This is a genomic window from Streptomyces vinaceus, from assembly GCF_008704935.1.
GTDB classification, from domain to species: Bacteria; Actinomycetota; Actinomycetes; order Streptomycetales; family Streptomycetaceae; genus Streptomyces; species Streptomyces vinaceus.
Genome location: NZ_CP023692.1, coordinates 3,007,667 through 3,027,419, shown reverse-complemented (window position 1 = coordinate 3,027,419; position 19,753 = coordinate 3,007,667). Strand labels below are relative to the sequence as shown.

Genomic DNA, 19,753 nt, shown 5'->3' with positions numbered 1-19,753 from the left:
GGCCGGCCGGGGAAGGACCGAACAGGGGAAAGGGACGGGGAGATGACGGGTACGGGGAACGCGGCGGCGGGCGACGCCCTCGCGCAGGAGCGGCTGCGCAGGTGGCGGATGGTGCTCGGCGGGGAGGAGGACGGGACCGGCCGCGCCCTGACCGGGCGGGACGCCGCGATGGACGCCGCGCTCTCGGCGCTCTACGGGAGGGACGGGGGGAACGGGAGGAGCGGGAGGGAGCCGAAGGGCGGGGAGCGGAGTGCGGGGCTCGGCGGCTCCGCGCCACACGTGGCCCGCTGGCTCGGGGACATCCGTACGTACTTCCCCGGCTCCGTCGTCCAGATCATGCAGCGGGACGCCATCGAGCGGCTCGGCCTCGCCTCCCTCCTCCTGGAGCCGGAGATGCTGGAGGCCGTGGAGCCCGACGTCCACCTCGTCGGGACCCTCCTCTCCCTCCACAAGGCCATGCCCGAGACCACCCGCGAAACGGCCCGCGCCGTCGTCCGCACGGTGGTCGAGCGGCTGGAGGCACGGCTCGCGTCCCGCACCCGGGCCACCCTCACCGGCGCCCTCGACCGCTCCGCCCGCACCAGCCGCCCCCGCCACGCGGACATCGACTGGAACCGGACCATCCGGGCGAATCTGAAGAACTACCTTCCGGAGCAGCGCACCGTAGTTCCCGAACGGCTCGTCGGATACGGGCGCGCCGCGCAGGCGGTGAAGAAGGAGGTGATCCTCTGCGTCGACCAGTCCGGCTCGATGGCGGCCTCCGTCGTCCACGCCTCCGTCTTCGGCGCGGTGCTCGCCTCCATGCGGACGATCGCGACCCGGCTCGTCGTCTTCGACACCGCCGTCGTGGACCTGACAGATCAGCTGACGGATCCGGTGGACGTTCTCTTCGGTACGCAGCTCGGTGGCGGCACCGACATCAACCGCGCCCTCGCCTACTGCCAGTCCAAGATCACCCGTCCCGCCGACACGGTCGTCGTCCTCATCAGTGATCTCTACGAGGGCGGCATACGCGACGAGATGCTGGGCCGCGTCGCGGCGATGAAGGCATCCGGCACCGAGTTCGTCGCCCTGCTCGCCCTGTCCGACGAGGGAGCCCCCGCCTACGACCGCGAGCACGCCACAGCCCTTGCGGCGCTTGGGGTCCCGGCCTTCGCCTGCACCCCCGACCTGTTCCCGGAGGTGATGGCCGCGGCCCTGGAGAAGCGTCCCCTGCCCCTCCCCTGAGCGCCCGCCGGCCGACCCGCGACCTCCTCCCGCCGCGTCCCGCGCACCGCGCCGGGGAGGGGGCGCGATCCCTCCCGCGGCGGGCCCGCGATCGCTCCCCGCAGCCCGCCGCCGGGCCTGGCGGATCGCACGAATATCCAGCTCAACCGTGAGGGGATCTGTGACAGGTATCACCGCTCAGGTGTGATCTGCGATTTAGGGACCCACGTCCCACGGGGATAACCTGCGGGACGGACATGCCGCGTCCACGGTCACCGTGTGCGCCTCCCTAGTGACAGCGCCGTCACGTTGCCCTCCGCGGCACGCCCACGCAGACAACCGCGAATCACTGCGAATCTTTGAAGACAAGGGACGGACGCGCGTGGACCTGTTCGAGTACCAGGCGAGGGACCTCTTCGCCAAGCACGGTGTACCGGTGCTGGCCGGTGAAGTCATCGACACGCCTGAGGCGGCTCGCGAGGCCACCGAGCGGCTGGGCGGCAAGTCGGTCGTCAAGGCGCAGGTGAAGGTCGGTGGCCGCGGCAAGGCCGGCGGCGTCAAGCTCGCCGCCACCCCGGACGAGGCCGTCGCCCGCGCGACGGACATCCTGGGCATGGACATCAAGGGCCACACGGTCCACAAGGTGATGATCGCCGAGACCGCTCCCGAGATCCTTGAGGAGTACTACGTCTCGTACCTGCTGGACCGCACCAACCGCACCTTCCTGGCCATGGCCTCGGTCGCGGGCGGCATGGACATCGAGCAGGTCGCCGAGGAGACCCCGGAGAAGCTCGCCAAGGTCCCGGTGAACGCCAACGAGGGCGTGACCATCGAGAAGGCCCGCGAGATCGTGGAGCTCGCGCAGTTCCCGGCCGAGGTCGCCGAGAAGGTCGCCGAGGTCCTCGTGACCCTGTGGGACACCTTCATCGCCGAGGACGCGCTCCTCGTCGAGGTCAACCCGCTCGCGAAGGTCGCCTCCGGCGACGTCATCGCCCTCGACGGCAAGGTCTCGCTCGACGAGAACGCCGAGTTCCGCCAGCCGGGCCACGAGGAGTTCGTGGACCACGCGGCCGCGAACCCGCTTGAGGCCGCCGCCAAGGCGAAGAACCTCAACTACGTCAAGCTCGACGGTGAGGTCGGCATCATCGGCAACGGCGCGGGTCTCGTCATGAGCACCCTCGACGTCGTCGCGTACGCCGGTGAGAACCACGGCGGCGTCAAGCCCGCCAACTTCCTGGACATCGGCGGTGGCGCCTCCGCCGCCGTCATGGCCAACGGTCTTGAGATCATCCTCGGCGACCCGGACGTCAAGTCCGTCTTCGTCAACGTCTTCGGTGGCATCACCGCCTGCGACGAGGTCGCCAACGGCATCGTCCAGGCGCTGGCCCTGCTGGAGGAGAAGGGCGAGGCGGTCACCAAGCCGCTCGTCGTCCGCCTCGACGGCAACAACGCCGAGCTGGGTCGCAAGATCCTCTCGGACGCCAACCACCCGCTGGTCCAGCGCGTGGACACCATGGACGGCGCGGCCGACAAGGCCGCCGAGCTCGCGGCTGCGAAGTAAGGGCAGAGGTCACAGACTCACATGGCTATCTTCCTCAACAAGGACAGCAAGGTCATCGTCCAGGGCATGACCGGTGCCACGGGCATGAAGCACACCAAGCTGATGCTGGCTGACGGCACCAACATCGTCGGCGGCGTGAACCCGCGCAAGGCCGGCACCACCGTCGACTTCGACGGCACCGAGGTCCCGGTCTTCGGCTCCGTCGCCGAGGCGATGAAGGAGACGGGCGCCAACGTCTCCGTCCTCTTCGTCCCGCCGGCCTTCGCCAAGGCCGCCGTGGTCGAGGCGATCGACGCCGAGATCCCGCTGGCCGTCGTCATCACCGAGGGCATCGCGGTGCACGACTCCGCCGCCTTCTGGGCGTACGCGACCGCCAAGGGCAACAAGACCCGCATCATCGGCCCGAACTGCCCGGGTCTGATCACCCCCGGCCAGTCCAACGCCGGCATCATCCCGGGCGACATCACCAAGCCCGGCAAGATCGGTCTCGTGTCGAAGTCCGGCACGCTGACCTACCAGATGATGTACGAGCTGCGCGACATCGGCTTCACCTCCGCCGTCGGCATCGGTGGCGACCCGGTCATCGGCACCACGCACATCGACGCCCTGGAGGCCTTCGAGGCCGACCCGGAGACCGAGCTGATCGTCATGATCGGCGAGATCGGCGGCGACGCCGAGGAGCGTGCGGCGGACTTCATCGCGAAGAACGTCACCAAGCCGGTCGTCGGCTACGTCGCGGGCTTCACCGCCCCCGAGGGCAAGACCATGGGCCACGCCGGCGCCATCGTCTCCGGCTCCTCCGGCACCGCGCAGGCCAAGAAGGAGGCCCTTGAGGCCGCCGGCGTCAAGGTCGGCAAGACGCCGACCGAGACGGCCAAGCTCGCGCGCGAGATCCTGAACGCCGCGAAGTAACGCTTGCCGCTGTTTGCACGGGCGTGGCCCGCACCCCCCAGTGGGGTGCGGGCCACGCCCGTTTTTCCGCGGTCCGCTCGGCCGCTCGGCTATTCGAGGCTGGGCGCGATCCGCTCGGGCCGGTGGGCGGGATGCGCGCGGAGCTTTTCGCGCAGCTGCCGGGTCTCGTCGGTGAGCCGCTGGGGGCCGGCGAGCGGGGGGACCCCGGAGACGCTCGCGCCGGGCGCGAGGGGCGGTTCGTACTGGCGGGGCGCGGTGACGGTGGTGTAGGCGGTCGCGACGGCGATCACGGCCGTCAGGCCGAGGAACGCGCGGGTCCAGCGCGTCGCGCGGTACTCCGCGGCCATCCGTACGGTGGCCGCGGGGCGGGGCTCCAGCGGAACGGCCGGAACGACCGCGCCGAGCCGCTCGCGCAGCACCGCCGACTGCCTCTCGGGGGGCGCGGCGGCCAGCTCCGGGATGCGGTCGGCGAGGGCGGCGTGCGCGTGCAGGAGGCGGTTGCCGGTGGTGGGGGTGGTCGCCTCGGTCTCGGCGGCGGTGTCGGGGAGGTCGAGGCCGACGCCGTCGTAGAGCAGGACGGTACGGCGGTGCGCCGGCGGCAGCGCCAGCATGGCGTCCATCAGGACGCGGTCGGCGGGGGCGGCGGGGGCCTTGTCGGGGTGCTTGTGGGCGCGGCGGAACCCGTGCCAGGGGGAGAGGGCGTACTCGTACGCGGCCGCGCGCACCCAGCCGACGGGGTCGGGGTCGCAGGCCACCTCGGGCCACCGCGCCCAGGCGAGCTGGAAGGCCCGCTCGACGGCCTCGTGCGAGAGCCCGCGGCGCCCGGTGAGCAGGTACACCTGTCGCGCCAGCGCCGGGGCGGCGTACTCGTACAGCGCGTCGAAGACGGCCCCGGGTCCGCCCGCCCCCCGGGGAGCCTGCGCAGCGGAGGGCGCGGCCGGGTCCGGGACGGGCCCCTCGGGGACGGCGGCCGGGTCCGGGTCCGGGTCCGGGGCGTTGGCGGGGGCGGTGGCTTCGGCGATCGCGGTCGCGGTCCCGGAGGTGGTGGCTCCGGTGGGGGCCGGTCCGGGGGCTCCGCCCCCGCCGGGCGCGGGGCCGTGGCCGCCCTGCGGCCCGGCCGGCGGCGGCTCGCACGCCTCCGGGGCGGCGGCCCCGGCTTCCGCCGAGGGCTGTGCCGGGGCAGAGGCCGGGGCCTGCGCCGGGGCCTGCGCATCCGCGGGGGCGGCGTCCGGTACCGCAGTCCCGCGTCCGGGGGTGCCGATGGCCTTGGCGGTGGCCCTGACGGTGAACCGCGCCTCGTGGCGGGGCGTGGCGATGGGGGGCTTCACCGCCCGCTCGGCCGGGACCGGCGGCCGGGTCCGTGGCCCGTGCCCGCTCATCCCGAACGGCCGCATCACCCCGGGCACGCGCACCGCGAAGCCCTCTGCCGCCACGGCGCGCCGCACGTCGGGGGCACTGGGCGGCCCCGCGGACCGCGCCGCCGCGGACTCCGCGCCCGCGGTCTGGGCCGCCGCGGACTGTGTGCCCGCGGACTGCGCCGCCGCGGACTGTGTGCCCGCGCCGGTCGCCTGCGGCGGCTCAGCCGCAGCCGCAGTCGCAGCCTCAGCCTCAGCCGGTGCCGAAGCCAGGGACCTGAGGAACGCGGCGTACGCCGCGCGCTTTCGGCCCCGGGGGCTGGTGCGGGCCGATTCCCAGGAGCGGACCGTGTTGGCCCTGACGCCCACCGCCGTCGCGACGGCCTCGTACGACAGGCCGGCCGCCTCGCGCAGTCTGCGGCGTTCCTTGGGCGAGGGGAGCCTCGGCTCCTCGACGCTCTCTGTCATGCCACACTCCCCGTGACCTGCCGGCAGCCCTGGGCGGAAAAGTACATAAAACGTATATTGAGCGACACCACGGACATTCGCCTGTTACCCGCCCATAGCGCGTGTCGTTGGCACCATGGCGGGGTGACCCAAGTGACCGAACGCGAGACCCCGTTGCAAGCGGCCCCCCGGGCCGCCGCCGGGCGGCGCCGTTCGCCGGCTGCCGCCGCCTGCGTGCTGGGCGGGGCCGTTGCCGCCGGGCTGGGGCTCGGCTTCCTCGCCGTGCTCGTCATCGTGCTCTGGATCAGTTCCCCCTACCCCGACAGCGGCCCGGGCGGCGCCCTGCACCTGGCCGCCGGGCTCTGGCTGCTGGCCCACGGGACCGAGCTCGTCCGGTACGAGACCCTCTCCGGGGTGCCGGCCCCCGTCGGCGTGACCCCGCTGCTGCTCGTCGCGCTGCCCGCCCTGCTCATGCGCCGCGCGGCGCGGCTCGGCAGCGCCTCCGGCGACGGCGGCGAGGACGGCGGGGACGCGGAAGGCGGCAGGGACGAGGTGCTGCCGGCTTCCGCCGTCTTCTCCGCCGTGACCTGCGGGTACCTCTCCGTCGGCTCCCTGGCCACCGTCTACGCGGCCGCCGGCCCGATGCCCGCCGACCCCCTCAGCGCCGCCTGGCACGTCCCGCTCGTCGCCGTGCTCGCCGCCGCCGGCGGGGTCTGGTCGGCCAAGGGGCGTCCCGTCGGTCCGCTCCCGCACTGGGTTCCGGGGGCCGTGCGCCGGGCCGCCGCCCGTCCCCGCTACCCCCTCGCCCTGCGCGCCGGAGCCGCCGGAGCGCTGGTCCTGCTGGGCGGCGGCGCCCTGATCGTCGGGGCCTCGCTCGCCTGGCACGCCGCCGAGGTCCAGGCGTCCTTCCTGGCGCTGACCGGGGTCTGGTCGGGCCGCTTCGCGGTGCTGCTCCTCGCCGTCGCGCTGCTCCCGAACGCCGCGGTCTGGGGCGCCGCCTACGCCCTCGGCCCCGGCTTCGCCCTCGGCGCCGGAGCCACCGCCACCCCGCTCGGCTTCGCCGGGGCGCCCGCACTGCCGAGGTTCCCGCTGCTCGCGGCGCTGCCGCCGGAGGGGCCCGGGACCCTGCTGACCTGTGCGACCGCGGGGGTGCCGGTGCTGGCCGGGCTGGCAGTCGGGTGGTTCGCCGTACGCCGGGCGCGTGAAGTCCGGTACAGGGAAACCGCCCTGACGGCGGCCCTGGGAGCCCTGGTGTGCGGGCTGCTGATGGCCGGGCTCGCGGCCGCCGCCTCGGGGCCGCTCGGCTCGCGGGGGCTGGCGAGCTTCGGCCCGGTGTGGTGGGCGGCCGGCGCGGCGGCCTTCGCCTGGACCCTGCTCCCGGCGGTGCCCGTCGCCGTGGCGGTGCACTCGTGGAGGACCCGGCCGGCCCGGCTGTCGGACGGCCCGGCCGCGGACTCCGACGACGAATGGCACGACAGCGGCGTACGGGAACTGCGCTGGGAGGCCCTGCGCCGGGCGGCGGGCACCCTGGTCCCGGACCTGCCCCCCCAAGACCCGACCGCCCAGGACCCGACCCCCCAGGACCCGCCCCAAGGCCCGCCCCCGGCCACTCCGCCCCCGGCCACCCCGCCCCCGGCGGAACCGGCAGCCGCCCAGGAGCCCGCCGACGCGCCCAAACCACCGCGCCGTCTCACCGTCGTGACGGGCCTTCACCTGGACCTGACGCCGGCTCCGGTCCCGGCGAAGCCGGCCGAGGCCCCGCCCCGCCCCCTCGTCCCCCCGGTGGCCGGCGCCCGCGTACTGCCCCGCAGGCCCCGGGCCTGAGGCTCCGGATCCGGCAGCCCGGGGTCCCTACTGCTGCACCTTCAGGATCTTGCCCAGCACGTTGTCCGGCAGCAGGTCGTTGCACTGCAGCTCCGCCGACTTGGTCAGGGCGTCCTCGCGGCAGACGTAGAAGTCCTTGTACGCCAACTGCAGGCCGTACGAGCTCAGCGCCAGCAGGATCGCCAGCGAGGCCGTGACCAGCCCGCCGATCGCCGCCGTCCGCTGCGGACGCGCCGCCGGCCCGAGCGCCGCCAGGCCCCCCTGGGGAGCGGGGGCGGAAGAGGGGGCCGGGGCGCGGCCCGTCAGGGCGTCGACGGACGCGGACGAGGAGGCCTCCTGCGCGGGCTTCCCGCGCAGCCCGCTGATCCCCCAGTACAGGGCGAGGGCGCCGAGCAGCAGCCCCACCGAGGGGATCCCGAAGATCCCGAAGAAGAAGCCCCACATGCCGGCCAGCAGCGCGTAGCGGGCGCGCCGCTGGATCGGGTCCGTCGGGTCCCAGCGCACCGGCCCGCCGGGGCCGGATCCGGGGTCCTCGTCCGGGCCGCCGCCGTCGCCGTTGCCGCGCGGCTGCCACGGCTGGTCGGGCCGGCCTTCCGGGGGAGCCGCGAAGGGGTTGTCGTCGGTGGAGGAGTCGGGCTGGCGGCGATCCGGCATCGAGTGCGTTACTTCCCCTGTGTCGTGGACGTCCGAGGACGTCGCGGGCCTCGCGAGCGGCGTGCGTCGAAGGGCTGTTGACGTGCGGCACGGCAGTGCGTACCGCGCCGTATGCGGCTTGTATGCCAGACGCTACCCCTCGCCCGTCCCCCCGTCCCTCGGGGGCCGTGCGGTGTGCCGGTATCGTTGCAGGCGGTCGGCGGCTTCGTAGGGTCACCCGTATTCACGTGCACCCTGCTTTCGTCTGATCACACAAGATGTTCGGCAGTACGTGACGTACGTATGGACGCATTCCCGCAGAAAGGGCCTCCCATGGCCGCCTCCCGCCTGGTCGTGCTGGTCTCCGGTTCCGGCACCAACCTCCAGGCCCTGCTCGACGCCATCGACGCCCACCCCGGCGGAGCCGAGGGCTTCGGCGCCGAAGTCGTCGCCGTGGGGGCCGACCGCGAGAACATCGCCGGCCTGGAGCGGGCCGAGAAGGCGGGGATCCCCACCTTCGTGTGCCCGGTCAAGGCGTACGCGACCCGTGAGGAGTGGGACGCCGCCCTCACCGAGGCGACCGCGGCCCACGCGCCGGACCTCGTCGTGTCCGCCGGGTTCATGAAGATCGTCGGGGCCTCGTTCATCGGCCGTTTCGGCGGCCGCTTCGTCAACACGCACCCCGCCCTCCTCCCGGCCTTCCCGGGCGCCCACGGAGTACGGGACGCCCTCGCCTACGGCGCGAAGGTCACCGGCTGCACGGTCCACTTCGTGGACGCGGGCGTGGACACCGGTCCGATCATCGCCCAGGGTGTGGTCGAGGTCCGGGACGGGGACGACGAATCCGCTCTGCACGAGCGCATCAAGGAAGTCGAGCGCCAGCTGCTCGTCGACGTCGTGGGGCGCCTGGCCCGGCACGGCTACCGCATTGAGGGACGAAAGGTAACAATCCAGTGACCGCCGTAGAGAGCAGCACCACCTCGTCGAGCTCGTCGAAGCGACCGATCCGGCGCGCGCTCGTCAGTGTCTACGACAAGACGGGACTGGAGGAGCTGGCCCGCGGCCTGCACGAGGCGGGCGTCGCGCTCGTCTCGACGGGCTCCACCGCCTCCAAGATCGCCGCGGCCGGCGTGCCCGTCACCAAGGTCGAGGAGCTCACCGGCTTCCCCGAGTGCCTGGACGGCCGGGTCAAGACCCTGCACCCGCGCGTGCACGCCGGCATCCTCGCCGACCTGCGCCTGGAGGACCACCGCGACCAGCTCACCGAGCTCGGCATCGAGCCGTTCGACCTGGTGATCGTCAACCTCTACCCGTTCCGGGAGACCGTCGCCTCCGGCGCCACCCCCGACGAGTGCGTCGAGCAGATCGACATCGGCGGCCCGTCCATGGTCCGCGCCGCCGCCAAGAACCACCCGTCGGTCGCCGTCGTCACCAGCCCCGCCCGCTACGCCGACGTCCTCGCCGCGGCCCAGGGCGGCGGCTTCGACCTCACCGCGCGCAAGCGTCTGGCAGCCGAGGCCTTCCAGCACACCGCCGCCTACGACGTCGCCGTGGCCTCCTGGTTCACGAACGCGTACGCCCCGGAGCCGGAGGCCGTGCTCCCCGAGTTCCTGGCCGGCGCCTGGGACCGCAAGTCCACCCTCCGCTACGGCGAGAACCCGCACCAGGCCGCCGCGCTCTACACGGACGGTCAGCCGGGCGGGCTCGCCAACGCCGAGCAGCTGCACGGCAAGGAGATGTCCTTCAACAACTACGTGGACACCGAGGCCGCCCGCCGCGCCGCGTACGACCACGACGAGCCCTGCGTCGCGATCATCAAGCACGCCAACCCGTGCGGCATCGCCGTCGGCGCGGACGTCGCCGCCGCGCACCGCAAGGCGCACGCCTGTGACCCGCTGTCGGCCTTCGGCGGCGTCATCGCCGTCAACCGCCCGGTGACCGTCGAGCTCGCCGAGCAGGTCGCGGAGATCTTCACCGAGGTCATCGCCGCCCCCTCGTACGAGGACGGCGCGGTCGAGATCCTGGCCAAGAAGAAGAACATCCGCGTCCTCAAGGTCGACGGCACCCCGCACCAGCCGGGCGACCTGAAGCCGATCTCCGGCGGCGCGCTGCTCCAGCAGTCCGACCTCTTCCAGGCCGAAGGCGACGACCCGGCCAACTGGACCCTCGCCACCGGCGACGCCCTCTCCGCCGAGGAACTCGCCGAGCTCGCCTTCGCGTGGAAGGCCTGCCGCGCCGTCAAGTCCAACGCGATCCTGCTCGCCAAGGACGGCGCCTCGGTCGGCGTCGGCATGGGCCAGGTCAACCGCGTCGACTCGGCGAAGCTGGCCGTCGAGCGGGCGGGCGCCGAGCGCGCGCAGGGCTCGTACGCCGCCTCCGACGCCTTCTTCCCGTTCCCGGACGGGCTGGAGATCCTGACCGCCGCCGGCATCAAGGCCGTGGTCCAGCCGGGCGGTTCGGTCCGTGACGAGCAGGTCGTCGAGGCCGCGAAGGCGGCCGGCGTGACCATGTACTTCACCGGGACCCGGCACTTCTTCCACTGAGCCGGACCCCGAGCACGGCGAAGGCCGCCACCCGCGACGGGTGGCGGCCTTCGCCGTGCGCAGGCCGTCGCCGTGGCGGCCCGGCGCCCCGGGCCGCCACGATCCGAAAGGCGCGGCCTGGGTCGTGTCGTCAAAGTCCCGTCTGGTCGGCGGGGTCTGGCACGCACGCTCGCCGCGTTGTCGTCGGTCACCGACGTCCCCCAGCTACCGCTGGGAGGTGCCCCCACCGCGTCGATTCCCTCCTCCGCCTTGCGATCGCACGCACCAGACCCCGCCGACCACCGCCCTGACGGGCGGCCGACGCCACTTTGACGACACTCCCTAGTACTGGGGGCGGCGGAAGTACGCGCCGGCGGCCGAGTTCGCCAGGCCGACGAGGACCCACAGGGCCAGGCCGAACTGGATCAGGGCCAGGATCAGCGAGAACACGACGGCGCCCGCCGTCGTGTCGCTGCCGAGCGCAGCGAGGTTGATGATCAGGCTGACCCCGGAGAAGAGGGTCATCAGCGATCCGTAGATGATGCCGGAGACCCGGACCCCGCCGCGCCCCTTGCCCAGCTTGGCGGCGGTCAGGATCGGCCACAGCGCCAGGGCCAGGGCGAAGACGCCGGCGGCGACGATCACCCCGCCCGCGAGCGCGCCCGCGTCGCTCGCCGAGGAGCCGTACTCCGAGGAACTGGAGGAGCCCGCGAACACGGAGGCGAACAGCGCCCCGCCGAGCAGGACGACGATGCCGCCCAGGACCTGGAGGCCGCCGACGATGAACAGGATGACGCGGGCGGCCTTCACCCCGCCGGGCATGGGCATCTGGGCGCCCGAGTAGCCGCCGGGGCCCGCCGGGTACGCCTGGTTCGGGTAGCCGTAGCCGGGCTGGCCCTGCTGCTGCGGGTATCCGTAGCCCTGCTGGGGGACGCCCTGCGGGGCCTGCTGCGGGTAGCCGTAGCCGGGCTGGCCCTGCGGGGCCGGCGGCTGCTGCCCGTACGGGTTGTTCGGGTCGCCGAAACTCATCTTGGGGTGTTCCTCCGTGGAAGTGCGGGGACGCACGGCACGCACGGAGGAATCACTGCGTTTGCGGTCCGCCCCCCGGCACTGCCCGCGGCACTCATTGCCGTCATCGTGGTCCGCCCGGGCCGGAGTTGTCCAGCGGTGGCGCATTCGGGCGGTCACTTGTTGTGCAAGTGCAATGAACGGGTCAAGCCTGTGACAATGCGCTCGGCCGGACGCCGGACGGGCGCCGACCGGGCCCCGCGACTGGATGCGAAGCCGCTCCATCCGGGAGGATGGGTCCATGACCGCCCAGATTCTCGATGGCAAGGCCACCGCCGCCGCGATCAAGTCCGAACTGACCGCCCGCGTGGCGGCGCTCAAGGCCCGGGGGATCACCCCTGGCCTCGGCACCCTGCTGGTCGGCGACGACCCGGGCAGCCGCTGGTACGTCAACGGCAAGCACAAGGACTGCGCCGAGGTCGGCATCGCGTCCATCCAGCGCGAACTGCCCGCGACGGCCTCCCAGGAGGACATCGAGGCGGTCGTACGGGAACTCAACGCGAACCCGGAGTGCACCGGCTACATCGTCCAACTCCCGCTCCCCAAGGGCATCGACACCAATCGGGTCCTGGAGCTGATGGACCCGGCCAAGGACGCCGACGGCCTGCACCCGATGTCCCTGGGGCGGCTGGTGCTGAACGAGCCGGGCCCGCTGCCCTGCACCCCGTACGGGATCGTCCAGCTGCTGCGGCACCACGGCATCGAGATCGACGGCGCGCACGTGGTGCTCCTGGGCCGCGGCATCACCGTCGGGCGCTCCATGGGTCTGCTGCTGACCCGCAAGTCGGAGAACGCGACGGTCACCCTGTGCCACACCGGCACCCGTGACCTGGCGGCCCAGTTGCGCCAGGCGGACATCGTCGTCGCGGCCGCCGGCGTCCCGCACCTGGTCAAGCCGGAGGACGTGAAGCCCGGCGCGGCCGTGCTGGACGTCGGCGTCAGCCGCGACGAGAACGGCAAGATCGTCGGAGACGTGCACCCGGGCGTCGCCGAGGTGGCCGGCTGGATCTCCCCGAACCCGGGCGGTGTCGGCCCCATGACGCGGGCGCAGCTGCTCGTGAACGTCGTCGAGGCGGCGGAACGGACGTCGAACAGTGCGGGCTGAGCACGAAGCGGAGGCGGGGACCGGCGCCGAGCCCGGCACCGAGCCCGAGCCCGGCACCGGGAGCGCGGCCGGGGCCGAGCCCGCCGCTGAGGCCGGGGCCGCCGCCCGTGAGGCCGCGAAATCGCGTCGCTTCCCCTCCATCACCAAGGACACCGCTCGCCCCGAGGGCCACGGCCGCGCCGCGCCCGGCGACGCCCTCGCGGCCCGGCAGTGGCCGATGCTCAGCGTGCTCGGCGCGACCGCGGTCGGGCTGCTCCTGACCGCGCTGAACCACCCCCGGGGCGGCTGCCTGGTCATCGGCGTGGCCCTGATCGCCGCCTCCGTGCTGCGGCGGGTCCTGCCCCAGGTGGGCATGCTCGCGGTGCGCTCCCGCTTCACCGACATGGTCACGTACGGGCTGCTGGGCGTGGCGATCACGCTGCTCGCGCTGGTGATGGAGCCGCACCCGTTGTTGCACATCCCGTTCCTGGAGAGCGCGGTCCGCTTCACCGTCCGCTGAGGTCCCCGACGCCCCGGCGTGCCTGACGTACCTGACGTACTCGCGACGCGCTCGTACACCCGTCCGGCGGTGTCCGGGGGTCGAAAAGAGCGGGGAAATCCCGCTCCACGCCTTCGAACCCCCGGTCCGTGTGCCCTGCACCACACGGACCGGGGGATTGGCCCGCCGGAAGGTCGGATAGCCTGACGCCGGATGTCTCTTCACGTCAAGATTCGCAGGGGAGCGGCGTCCGCCAGCACATGGGGCAGCGACGCCCCACCGCCAGCTGTCTAACGGAGAAGGCCATGACCCGCACTCCCGTGAATGTCACCGTCACCGGCGCCGCCGGCCAGATCGGCTACGCGCTGCTCTTCCGCATCGCGTCCGGCCACCTGCTCGGCGCGGACGTGCCGGTCAAGCTCCGCCTCCTGGAGATCCCCCAGGGCATGAAGGCCGCCGAGGGCACCGCCATGGAGCTCGACGACTGCGCCTTCCCGCTGCTGAAGGGCATCGACATCTTCGACGACCCGAACGCGGGCTTCGAGGGTGCGAACGTCGCCCTGCTCGTGGGCGCCCGCCCGCGCACCAAGGGCATGGAGCGCGGCGACCTGCTCTCCGCGAACGGCGGCATCTTCAAGCCGCAGGGCAAGGCCATCAACGACCACGCCGCGGACGACATCAAGGTCCTCGTCGTCGGCAACCCGGCCAACACCAACGCGCTCATCGCGCAGGCCGCCGCCCCGGACGTACCGGCCGAGCGCTTCACCGCGATGACCCGCCTCGACCACAACCGCGCGATCTCGCAGCTGGCCGCCAAGACCGGTGCCGCCGTCTCCGACATCAAGCGCCTCACCATCTGGGGCAACCACTCGGCGACCCAGTACCCGGACATCTTCCACGCGGAGATCGCCGGCAAGAACGCCGCCGAGGTCGTCAGCGACGAGCTGTGGCTCGCCGACACCTTCATCCCGACCGTCGCCAAGCGCGGCGCCGCGATCATCGAGGCCCGTGGCGCGTCCTCGGCCGCCTCCGCCGCGAACGCCGCCATCGACCACGTCCACACCTGGGTCAACGGCACGGCCGCGGGCGACTGGACCTCCATGGGCATCCCGTCGGACGGCTCCTACGGCGTCCCGGAGGGCATCATCTCCTCCTTCCCCGTCACCACCAAGGACGGCAAGTACGAGATCGTCCAGGGCCTGGACATCAACGAGTTCTCCCGCGCGCGCATCGACGCGTCCGTGGCGGAGCTCGTCGAGGAGCGCGACGCGGTCCGCGAGCTCGGCCTGATCTGATCCGTTCCGGTCGCCCGGTCCCGGTACCGGGACCGGCCGATCCGGTCCCGCACCACCTGAAAGGCCCCGGCGTACGCGCCGGGGCCTTTTGGCGTGAAGCGCCCTGTTCCGGGTACCCCCCGCGCCGTACGGTTGCCCTCCTCCCGAGCGAGGAGCACCCGTGAGCGGCACATCCGACGGCAGGGCCCCCGTGGACCCGGTGGCAACAGAGGCGGGACGCCTGCTGTGCGCCGGTACCTACCTCGATCCGGCCTACCGCGACCGGGTGATCGAGGAGCTGTACGTCCACGAGGAGCGGTTTCCCCCGCCCTCCTACGGGTTCGACGCCTCCCGCGTCCTCGCCCACGCCCTGCGCGCCCTGCGCACAAGGTGCTGCACAGCGCCGGACCGGGCTTCCGGGTCGCGGTGCCGGACGACTGGCAGCTCAGTACGTCCGAGAGCGGGACCGCGGTAGGCACGGTGTTCCGACCGGCCCGGGGCCGGGGCAGCCTGCTCCAGGTCTACCGGGTCACCGGCGGCTCCGGCGACCCGTGCGAGGTCTTGGTCGAGGACTCCAAGGGGCTGAGCTCCCGGGACGGCTACCTGCGGATCTCGCTCGGCGCGAAGGACACCACCGGCTGCGAGATCGTGTACGAGATCCCCGACGGGGAGACGAACGGGACCGCGCACGCCGTCGGGCGGCTGACCGTCGCTTCCGACGGCAGCCGCTGGGTGCTCCTGGGCGTCGGCCCGGCCGCCGAGGCCAAGGCCGTCCGCACGCGCATGGCGGCGGCCCTGGGCTCGTTCCGGCCGGAGTGACGCGGACCGGCGCGGTGCCTACTTGAACATGCCCGGGGTGTAGTGGCCCGGGACCATGCGCGTGGTGACCGCGAAGCGGTTCCAGACGTTGATCGTCGCGATGATGGCGATCAGGTGGGACAGCTCCTTCTCCTCGAAGTGCTTCGCGGCCTTCTCGTACACCTCGTCGGGAACGAATCCCTCGGTCAGGACGGTCACGGCCTCGGTCAGTTCGAGGGCGGCCACTTCCTTCTCGGTGTAGAAGTGGCGCGATTCCTCCAGGGCGCTGAGCTGGACGATCCGCTCGACGCTCTCGCCGGCGGCGATGGCGTCCTTCGTGTGCATGTCCAGGCAGAACGCGCAGTGGTTGAGCTGCGAGGCGCGGATCTTGACCAGTTCGACCAGGGCCGGGTCCAGGCCCTTCCTCGCGGCCATCTCCAGAGCGACGATCGCCTTGTAGACCTCGGGTGCGTGCTTGGCCCAGCCCATGCGGGGGGTGTGCTCGGGTGCGTGTGCGGTGGTGTCTTCGTACGTGGTGGTCATGGGTCCAACTTTAGGAAGCAGGCGGCCCGCCCGTATGGTCCATATCCATGACGGATCCTTGGGCCATTTCCGAAGACGTGGCAGCGGAAGCGGTCGGCGGGCCCGGTTCCGGTTTCGGTGCTGACCTGCACCTGGACCTTTCCGCCGGGCGCGGCCTGCGCGCCGGGCTGGTCGACGCGCTGCGCGAGGCCGCGCGCAGCGGACGGCTGGCGCCCGGGACCCGGCTGCCGTCCTCGCGCACGTTCGCCGCGGACCTCGGGATCGCGCGGAACACGGTCGCGGAGGCGTACGCCGAGCTCGTCGCCGAGGGCTGGCTGACGGCCCGCCAGGGCTCGGGCACCCGGGTCGCGGAGCGGGCCCGCCCGCTGCGGCCGGCGGGCTCCGCCCGGGTCCGCCACCCCGCGCCGCGGCGGCATTCGTACAGCCTGGTGCCCGGCACCCCGGACCTGGGCGCCTTCCCGCGCGCCGCCTGGCTGACGGCGGCCCGGCGAGCGCTGGCGCAGGCGCCGAACGAGGCCTTCGGGTACGCGGTCGACGCGCGCGGCCGGGTGGAGCTGCGCGAGGCACTCGCCGGATACCTGGCGCGGGCGCGCGGGGTGTACGCGGACCCCGAGCGGATCGTGCTGTGCGCGGGGTTCGCGCACGCGCTGATGCTGCTGGCGGGAGTGCTGCGGGCGCGCCGGGTGAAGGACGTGGTGGTGGAGGGGTACGGCCTCCACCACCACCGGGATGCGCTGGCGCAGGCAGGGCTGCGGACCCGGCCGCTGGCGGTGGACGACGCGGGGGCGCGCACGGAGGACCTGCCGGGGCCGGTGGGCGCGGGCGCCGGGGCGGTGCTGCTGACGCCCGCGCACCAGTTCCCCACCGGGGCGGCGCTGACCCCGGCCCGCCGGGCGGCGGCGGTCGACTGGGCCCGGAGCACGGGCGGGATCATCGTGGAGGACGACTACGACGGGGAGTTCCGCTACGACGGCCAGTCGGTGGGCGCGTTGCAGGGCCTGGACCCGGACCGGGTGGTCTACCTCGGTACGGCGAGCAAGTCGCTCGCCCCGGGGCTGCGGATGGGGTGGATGGTGGTGCCGCCGGGGCTGCTGGACGAGGTCGTCGCGGCGAAGGGGCGGACCGACTGGACGTCGAGCGCGGTGGACCAGCTGACGCTCGCCGAGTTCATCAGGTCGGGGGCGTACGACCGGCACGTGCGCGGGATGCGGCTGCGCTACCGGCGGCGCCGGGACGAGCTGGTCGCGGCCGTCTCCGGCCGCGTGGCGGTGTCGGGCATCGCGGCGGGCCTGCACGCGGTGCTGGACCTGCCGGCGGGGACCGAGGCCGCGGCCCTGCGCTCCGCCGCCTGGCAGGACCTGGCGGTGGTGCCGCTGTCCTTCTTCGCCCACCCGGACGCCCGCCTCGCGCGCCGGGAGGCCCTGGTGGTGGGCTACGGCACCCCGCCGTCGAGCGCCTGGTCGGCGACGCTGACCGCCCTGCTGGCCGCTCTGCCGTAAGTCCGCGCCGGTCAGGCCCCGGTGGGGCCGGGGGCGCCGGCCGGGGCGGTCCGCGGCGGTTCGCCGAAGCGGGCAAGTGCCAGGGCTCCGGCCACCGCGACCGCGAAGCCGAGGACGGCCAGCCAGGTCAGGCCCTCGCGGGTGCGGTCGCCGAGCCAGACCACCCCCACCACCGCCGGACCGATCGTCTCGCCGATCACCATGCCCGCCGTGGCCGCCGTCACCGAGCCGCGCTGGAGCGCCGAGGTCAGCAGCAGGAACGCCGCGCCCCCGCCCAGCAGCAGGGCGTACAGCGCCGGGTTCGCGAACGCCGCGAGCGAGACGTCTCCGATGAGGCGGACCGCCACCTCCACCACCCCGAACCCCGTACCCGAGGCCAGACCCAGCACCAGCGCCCGCGAACGGTCCGGGAGCCCGCCGGCCACCATCCCCACCAGCAGCACCAGCCCCGCCACCACCAGCAGCCCCAGCTCCAGCGCGAACGACCCGGTCCCCGAGCCCTCCTCGCCCGACGCCAGCCCCAGCATCGCCAGCCCCGCGCACACCACCCCCACCGCGCCCCACTCGGCCCGGCTCAGCCGTACGTGCAGCAGCCGCGCCGAGACCACCGCCGTCACCGCGAGGCTCGCCGCCAGCGCCGCGGACACCGTGTAGATCGGGACGTGCAGCAGCGCCACGATCTGCAGGACGAACCCGGCCGCGTCCAGCCCCAGGCCCGCCACGTACCGCCACTGCCGGGCCGCCCGCAGCAGCAGCGCCGGATCCACCCCGGACCCCGTCCCCGGCTCCGCCGCCCGCGCGGCCATCGCCTGCAGTACCGAAGCCGTACCGAAACAGACCGCCGCACCGAGCGCGCAAACCATCCCAAGGAGCACGAAACGACTCTAGGTCATGGAGGTCATGAGGGGGTTTCGACGGCCGGATTCCATCGGTTCGCCGCCCCGTTCTAGTCTGTCCGCCATGGACGACAGCAGTACGGGCAGCAGAACGACCGACACCACGCGCCGCCGCATGCGCTCCGGCGGCGTCGCCCTCGGCGGCATGGGCCTGCTCGCCGCCGCGCTCGTGGCCTGCGGCAGCAGCAGCGAGCCCGACAAGCGCTGCGCGGACCGCGCCACCATGGAGAAGCTGAACACCAAGGAGTGCAAGAGCGGCGGCCGCGGCTCCTACTACTACGGCGGCTCCGTCGCGAGCAACAACCGCGTCAGCGGCGGCAGCTTCGACAAGTCCGCCGTCACCCGCGGCGGCATCGGCGGCAGCCACAAGAGCTCCTCGGGCGGCTGATCCAGCGTGCAGCGCCACACCATCGAGCCGCGCCCCGACTGGCAGAAGACCGTCGAGGAGCAGGGGCTGATCTATCCCCTCACCCGCTACCCCGACGACTCCCTGCGCCCCTACTGGGACGAGAGCGCGTACTACTCCTTCTCGCTCCCCGAGGTGGAGGCGCTGGAGAACGTCGTCGAGGAGCTGCACGCCATGTGCCTGGCCGCGGCCGCGCACATCGTCGAGCACGACCGCTTCGCGGACCTCGGCATCAGCGACCCGAAGCTGGCCGCGCTGATCGCCGAGTCCTGGCGCCGGCGCGCCGAACAGCCCTCCCTCTACGGCCGGTTCGACCTGCGCTACGACGGCTCCGGCAGCCCGGCCAAGATGCTGGAGTACAACGCGGACACCCCCACCTCCCTCGTGGAGGCGGCCAGTCCGCAGTGGTTCTGGATGGAGGAGCGCTTCCCCGGCGCCGACCAGTGGAACTCCCTCCACGAGCGGCTCGTCGACGCCTGGCGCCGGCAGGCGGAACTGCTGCCGCCCGGCCCGCTGCACTTCGCGCACTCCGAGACCGACGAGCTCGGCGAGGACCTGATGACGGTCGCCTACCTCCAGGAGACCGCCGAGCAGGCGGGCCTGGAGACGGAGGCGCTGTCCGTCGAACAGATCGGCTGGGACGGCCTGTCGGGCCGGTTCGTGGACCAGAAGCTCGGGTTCATCCGCAGCTGCTTCAAGCTCTACCCGTGGGAATGGCTGGCCACCGACCCCTTCGCCCCCCAGGTCCTCGGCACGTACGACCACGGCGGCGGCTCCGGCACCACCGTCTGGATCGAGCCGCTGTGGAAGATGCTGCTGTCCAACAAGGCGCTGCTGGCCGTCCTGTGGGAGCTCTTCCCCGAGCACCCGAACCTGCTGCCCGCCTACCTGGACGGCCCGCGCGAGCTCGCCGGCACCACCGGGTACGCGGCGAAGCCGCTGCTGGGCCGCGAGGGGGCCGGGGTCACCCTGCACCCGGCGGGCGGCGCCGAGCCCTTCACCCCGGCCGAGGGGGAGACGTACGTCTTCCAGGGCCTGGCCCCGCTCCCCGACTTCGACGGCAACCGCGTGGTGCTCGGCGCCTGGGTCGTCGAGGAGGAGGCGGCGGGCCTGGGCATCCGCGAGTCGTCGGGCCCGGTCACGGACGAGTACGCCCGCTTCCTGCCCCACGTCATCCTGTAGCGCCGCCGCGGGCGCGGCCGGACGCCGCCGGGCGCGGCCGGCCC

The 19,753-nt window shown here is 73.4% G+C and carries 18 protein-coding genes and 1 pseudogene; 14 read left to right on the top strand and 5 right to left on the bottom strand.

Annotated elements, in window-relative coordinates; all coding sequences use genetic code 11:
• Window positions 1-42: 42 nt before the first annotated feature.
• From CP980_RS13310 to sucD, 3 genes are all read left to right on the top strand, one after another.
• Window positions 43-1,227: a VWA domain-containing protein gene (locus CP980_RS13310; protein ID WP_150528251.1), complete on the top strand. Its 1,185-nt coding sequence runs from the start codon at window positions 43-45 to the stop codon at window positions 1,225-1,227.
• A gap of 361 nt (window positions 1,228-1,588) precedes the next feature.
• A complete protein-coding gene (sucC, locus tag CP980_RS13305) occupies window positions 1,589-2,767 on the top strand; it encodes an ADP-forming succinate--CoA ligase subunit beta (protein WP_132759795.1) in 1,179 nt (392 codons plus the stop codon).
• Window positions 2,768-2,788: 21 nt separating this feature from the next.
• The gene (gene sucD / locus CP980_RS13300) at window positions 2,789-3,679 is read left to right on the top strand and encodes a succinate--CoA ligase subunit alpha (protein ID WP_030864229.1); all 891 of its coding nucleotides are present in this window, start codon (window positions 2,789-2,791) and stop codon (window positions 3,677-3,679) included.
• 89 nt (window positions 3,680-3,768) lie between these two features.
• On the opposite strand, the gene CP980_RS35900 is transcribed toward sucD, so the two are convergent.
• Complete coding sequence (locus tag CP980_RS35900) at window positions 3,769-5,502, bottom strand: helix-turn-helix domain-containing protein (RefSeq protein ID WP_229907161.1); 1,734 nt, start codon at window positions 5,500-5,502, stop codon at window positions 3,769-3,771.
• Between the two features lie 123 nt (window positions 5,503-5,625).
• Here CP980_RS35900 and CP980_RS13280 point away from each other — a divergent pair, with 123 nt between their 5' ends.
• Window positions 5,626-7,305: a cell division protein PerM gene (locus CP980_RS13280; protein ID WP_268257437.1), complete on the top strand. Its 1,680-nt coding sequence runs from the start codon at window positions 5,626-5,628 to the stop codon at window positions 7,303-7,305.
• Between the two features lie 27 nt (window positions 7,306-7,332).
• On the opposite strand, the gene CP980_RS13275 is transcribed toward CP980_RS13280, so the two are convergent.
• Window positions 7,333-7,959, bottom strand: a complete 627-nt coding sequence (locus CP980_RS13275) for a hypothetical protein (protein WP_189998912.1) — start codon at window positions 7,957-7,959, stop codon at window positions 7,333-7,335.
• A gap of 312 nt (window positions 7,960-8,271) precedes the next feature.
• Between CP980_RS13275 and purN the strand changes: the two genes are divergently transcribed.
• Complete coding sequence (purN, locus tag CP980_RS13270) at window positions 8,272-8,895, top strand: phosphoribosylglycinamide formyltransferase (protein WP_132759798.1); 624 nt, start codon at window positions 8,272-8,274, stop codon at window positions 8,893-8,895.
• Window positions 8,892-10,481: a bifunctional phosphoribosylaminoimidazolecarboxamide formyltransferase/IMP cyclohydrolase gene (purH, locus tag CP980_RS13265; protein ID WP_099889868.1), complete on the top strand. Its 1,590-nt coding sequence runs from the start codon at window positions 8,892-8,894 to the stop codon at window positions 10,479-10,481. Before purN ends, purH begins: the two co-directional genes overlap by 4 nt.
• Before the next feature lie 321 nt (window positions 10,482-10,802).
• On the opposite strand, the gene CP980_RS13260 is transcribed toward purH, so the two are convergent.
• Window positions 10,803-11,489, bottom strand: coding sequence for a hypothetical protein (locus CP980_RS13260; RefSeq protein ID WP_150528249.1), 687 nt, complete (start codon window positions 11,487-11,489; stop codon window positions 10,803-10,805).
• A 280-nt stretch (window positions 11,490-11,769) separates the two neighbouring features.
• On the opposite strand from CP980_RS13260, the gene CP980_RS13255 reads away from it, so the two are divergent.
• From CP980_RS13255 to CP980_RS13235, 5 genes and pseudogenes are all read left to right on the top strand, one after another.
• Window positions 11,770-12,633, top strand: coding sequence for a bifunctional methylenetetrahydrofolate dehydrogenase/methenyltetrahydrofolate cyclohydrolase (locus CP980_RS13255; protein WP_099889866.1), 864 nt, complete (start codon window positions 11,770-11,772; stop codon window positions 12,631-12,633).
• Window positions 12,623-13,132 carry a DUF3017 domain-containing protein gene (locus tag CP980_RS13250; RefSeq protein ID WP_150528248.1) on the top strand — a complete coding sequence of 170 codons (510 nt, stop codon included), beginning with the start codon at window positions 12,623-12,625 and terminating at the stop codon, window positions 13,130-13,132. The genes CP980_RS13255 and CP980_RS13250 overlap by 11 nt, the downstream gene beginning before the upstream one ends.
• Before the next feature lie 284 nt (window positions 13,133-13,416).
• The gene (locus tag CP980_RS13245; protein ID WP_030154844.1) at window positions 13,417-14,406 is read left to right on the top strand and encodes a malate dehydrogenase; all 990 of its coding nucleotides are present in this window, start codon (window positions 13,417-13,419) and stop codon (window positions 14,404-14,406) included.
• 160 nt (window positions 14,407-14,566) lie between these two features.
• A pseudogene (locus tag CP980_RS36725) lies at window positions 14,567-14,770 on the top strand (hypothetical protein); the annotation flags it as partial.
• Between the two features lie 5 nt (window positions 14,771-14,775).
• Window positions 14,776-15,204: a hypothetical protein gene (locus CP980_RS13235; RefSeq protein ID WP_167535828.1), complete on the top strand. Its 429-nt coding sequence runs from the start codon at window positions 14,776-14,778 to the stop codon at window positions 15,202-15,204.
• Between the two features lie 18 nt (window positions 15,205-15,222).
• On the opposite strand, the gene CP980_RS13230 is transcribed toward CP980_RS13235, so the two are convergent.
• Window positions 15,223-15,726 carry a carboxymuconolactone decarboxylase family protein gene (locus CP980_RS13230; protein ID WP_150528245.1) on the bottom strand — a complete coding sequence of 168 codons (504 nt, stop codon included), beginning with the start codon at window positions 15,724-15,726 and terminating at the stop codon, window positions 15,223-15,225.
• Window positions 15,727-15,773: 47 nt separating this feature from the next.
• On the opposite strand from CP980_RS13230, the gene pdxR reads away from it, so the two are divergent.
• Window positions 15,774-17,225 carry a MocR-like pyridoxine biosynthesis transcription factor PdxR gene (pdxR, locus tag CP980_RS13225; protein ID WP_150528244.1) on the top strand — a complete coding sequence of 484 codons (1,452 nt, stop codon included), beginning with the start codon at window positions 15,774-15,776 and terminating at the stop codon, window positions 17,223-17,225.
• 11 nt (window positions 17,226-17,236) lie between these two features.
• Here the strand turns inward: pdxR and CP980_RS13220 are convergent, their stop codons facing one another.
• Complete coding sequence (locus tag CP980_RS13220; protein WP_150530212.1) at window positions 17,237-18,088, bottom strand: DMT family transporter; 852 nt, start codon at window positions 18,086-18,088, stop codon at window positions 17,237-17,239.
• Window positions 18,089-18,185: 97 nt separating this feature from the next.
• On the opposite strand from CP980_RS13220, the gene CP980_RS13215 reads away from it, so the two are divergent.
• Window positions 18,186-18,509: a hypothetical protein gene (locus tag CP980_RS13215; protein ID WP_132756159.1), complete on the top strand. Its 324-nt coding sequence runs from the start codon at window positions 18,186-18,188 to the stop codon at window positions 18,507-18,509.
• 6 nt (window positions 18,510-18,515) lie between these two features.
• Window positions 18,516-19,709, top strand: coding sequence for a glutathionylspermidine synthase family protein (locus CP980_RS13210; RefSeq protein WP_132756161.1), 1,194 nt, complete (start codon window positions 18,516-18,518; stop codon window positions 19,707-19,709).
• Window positions 19,710-19,753 lie beyond the last annotated feature (44 nt).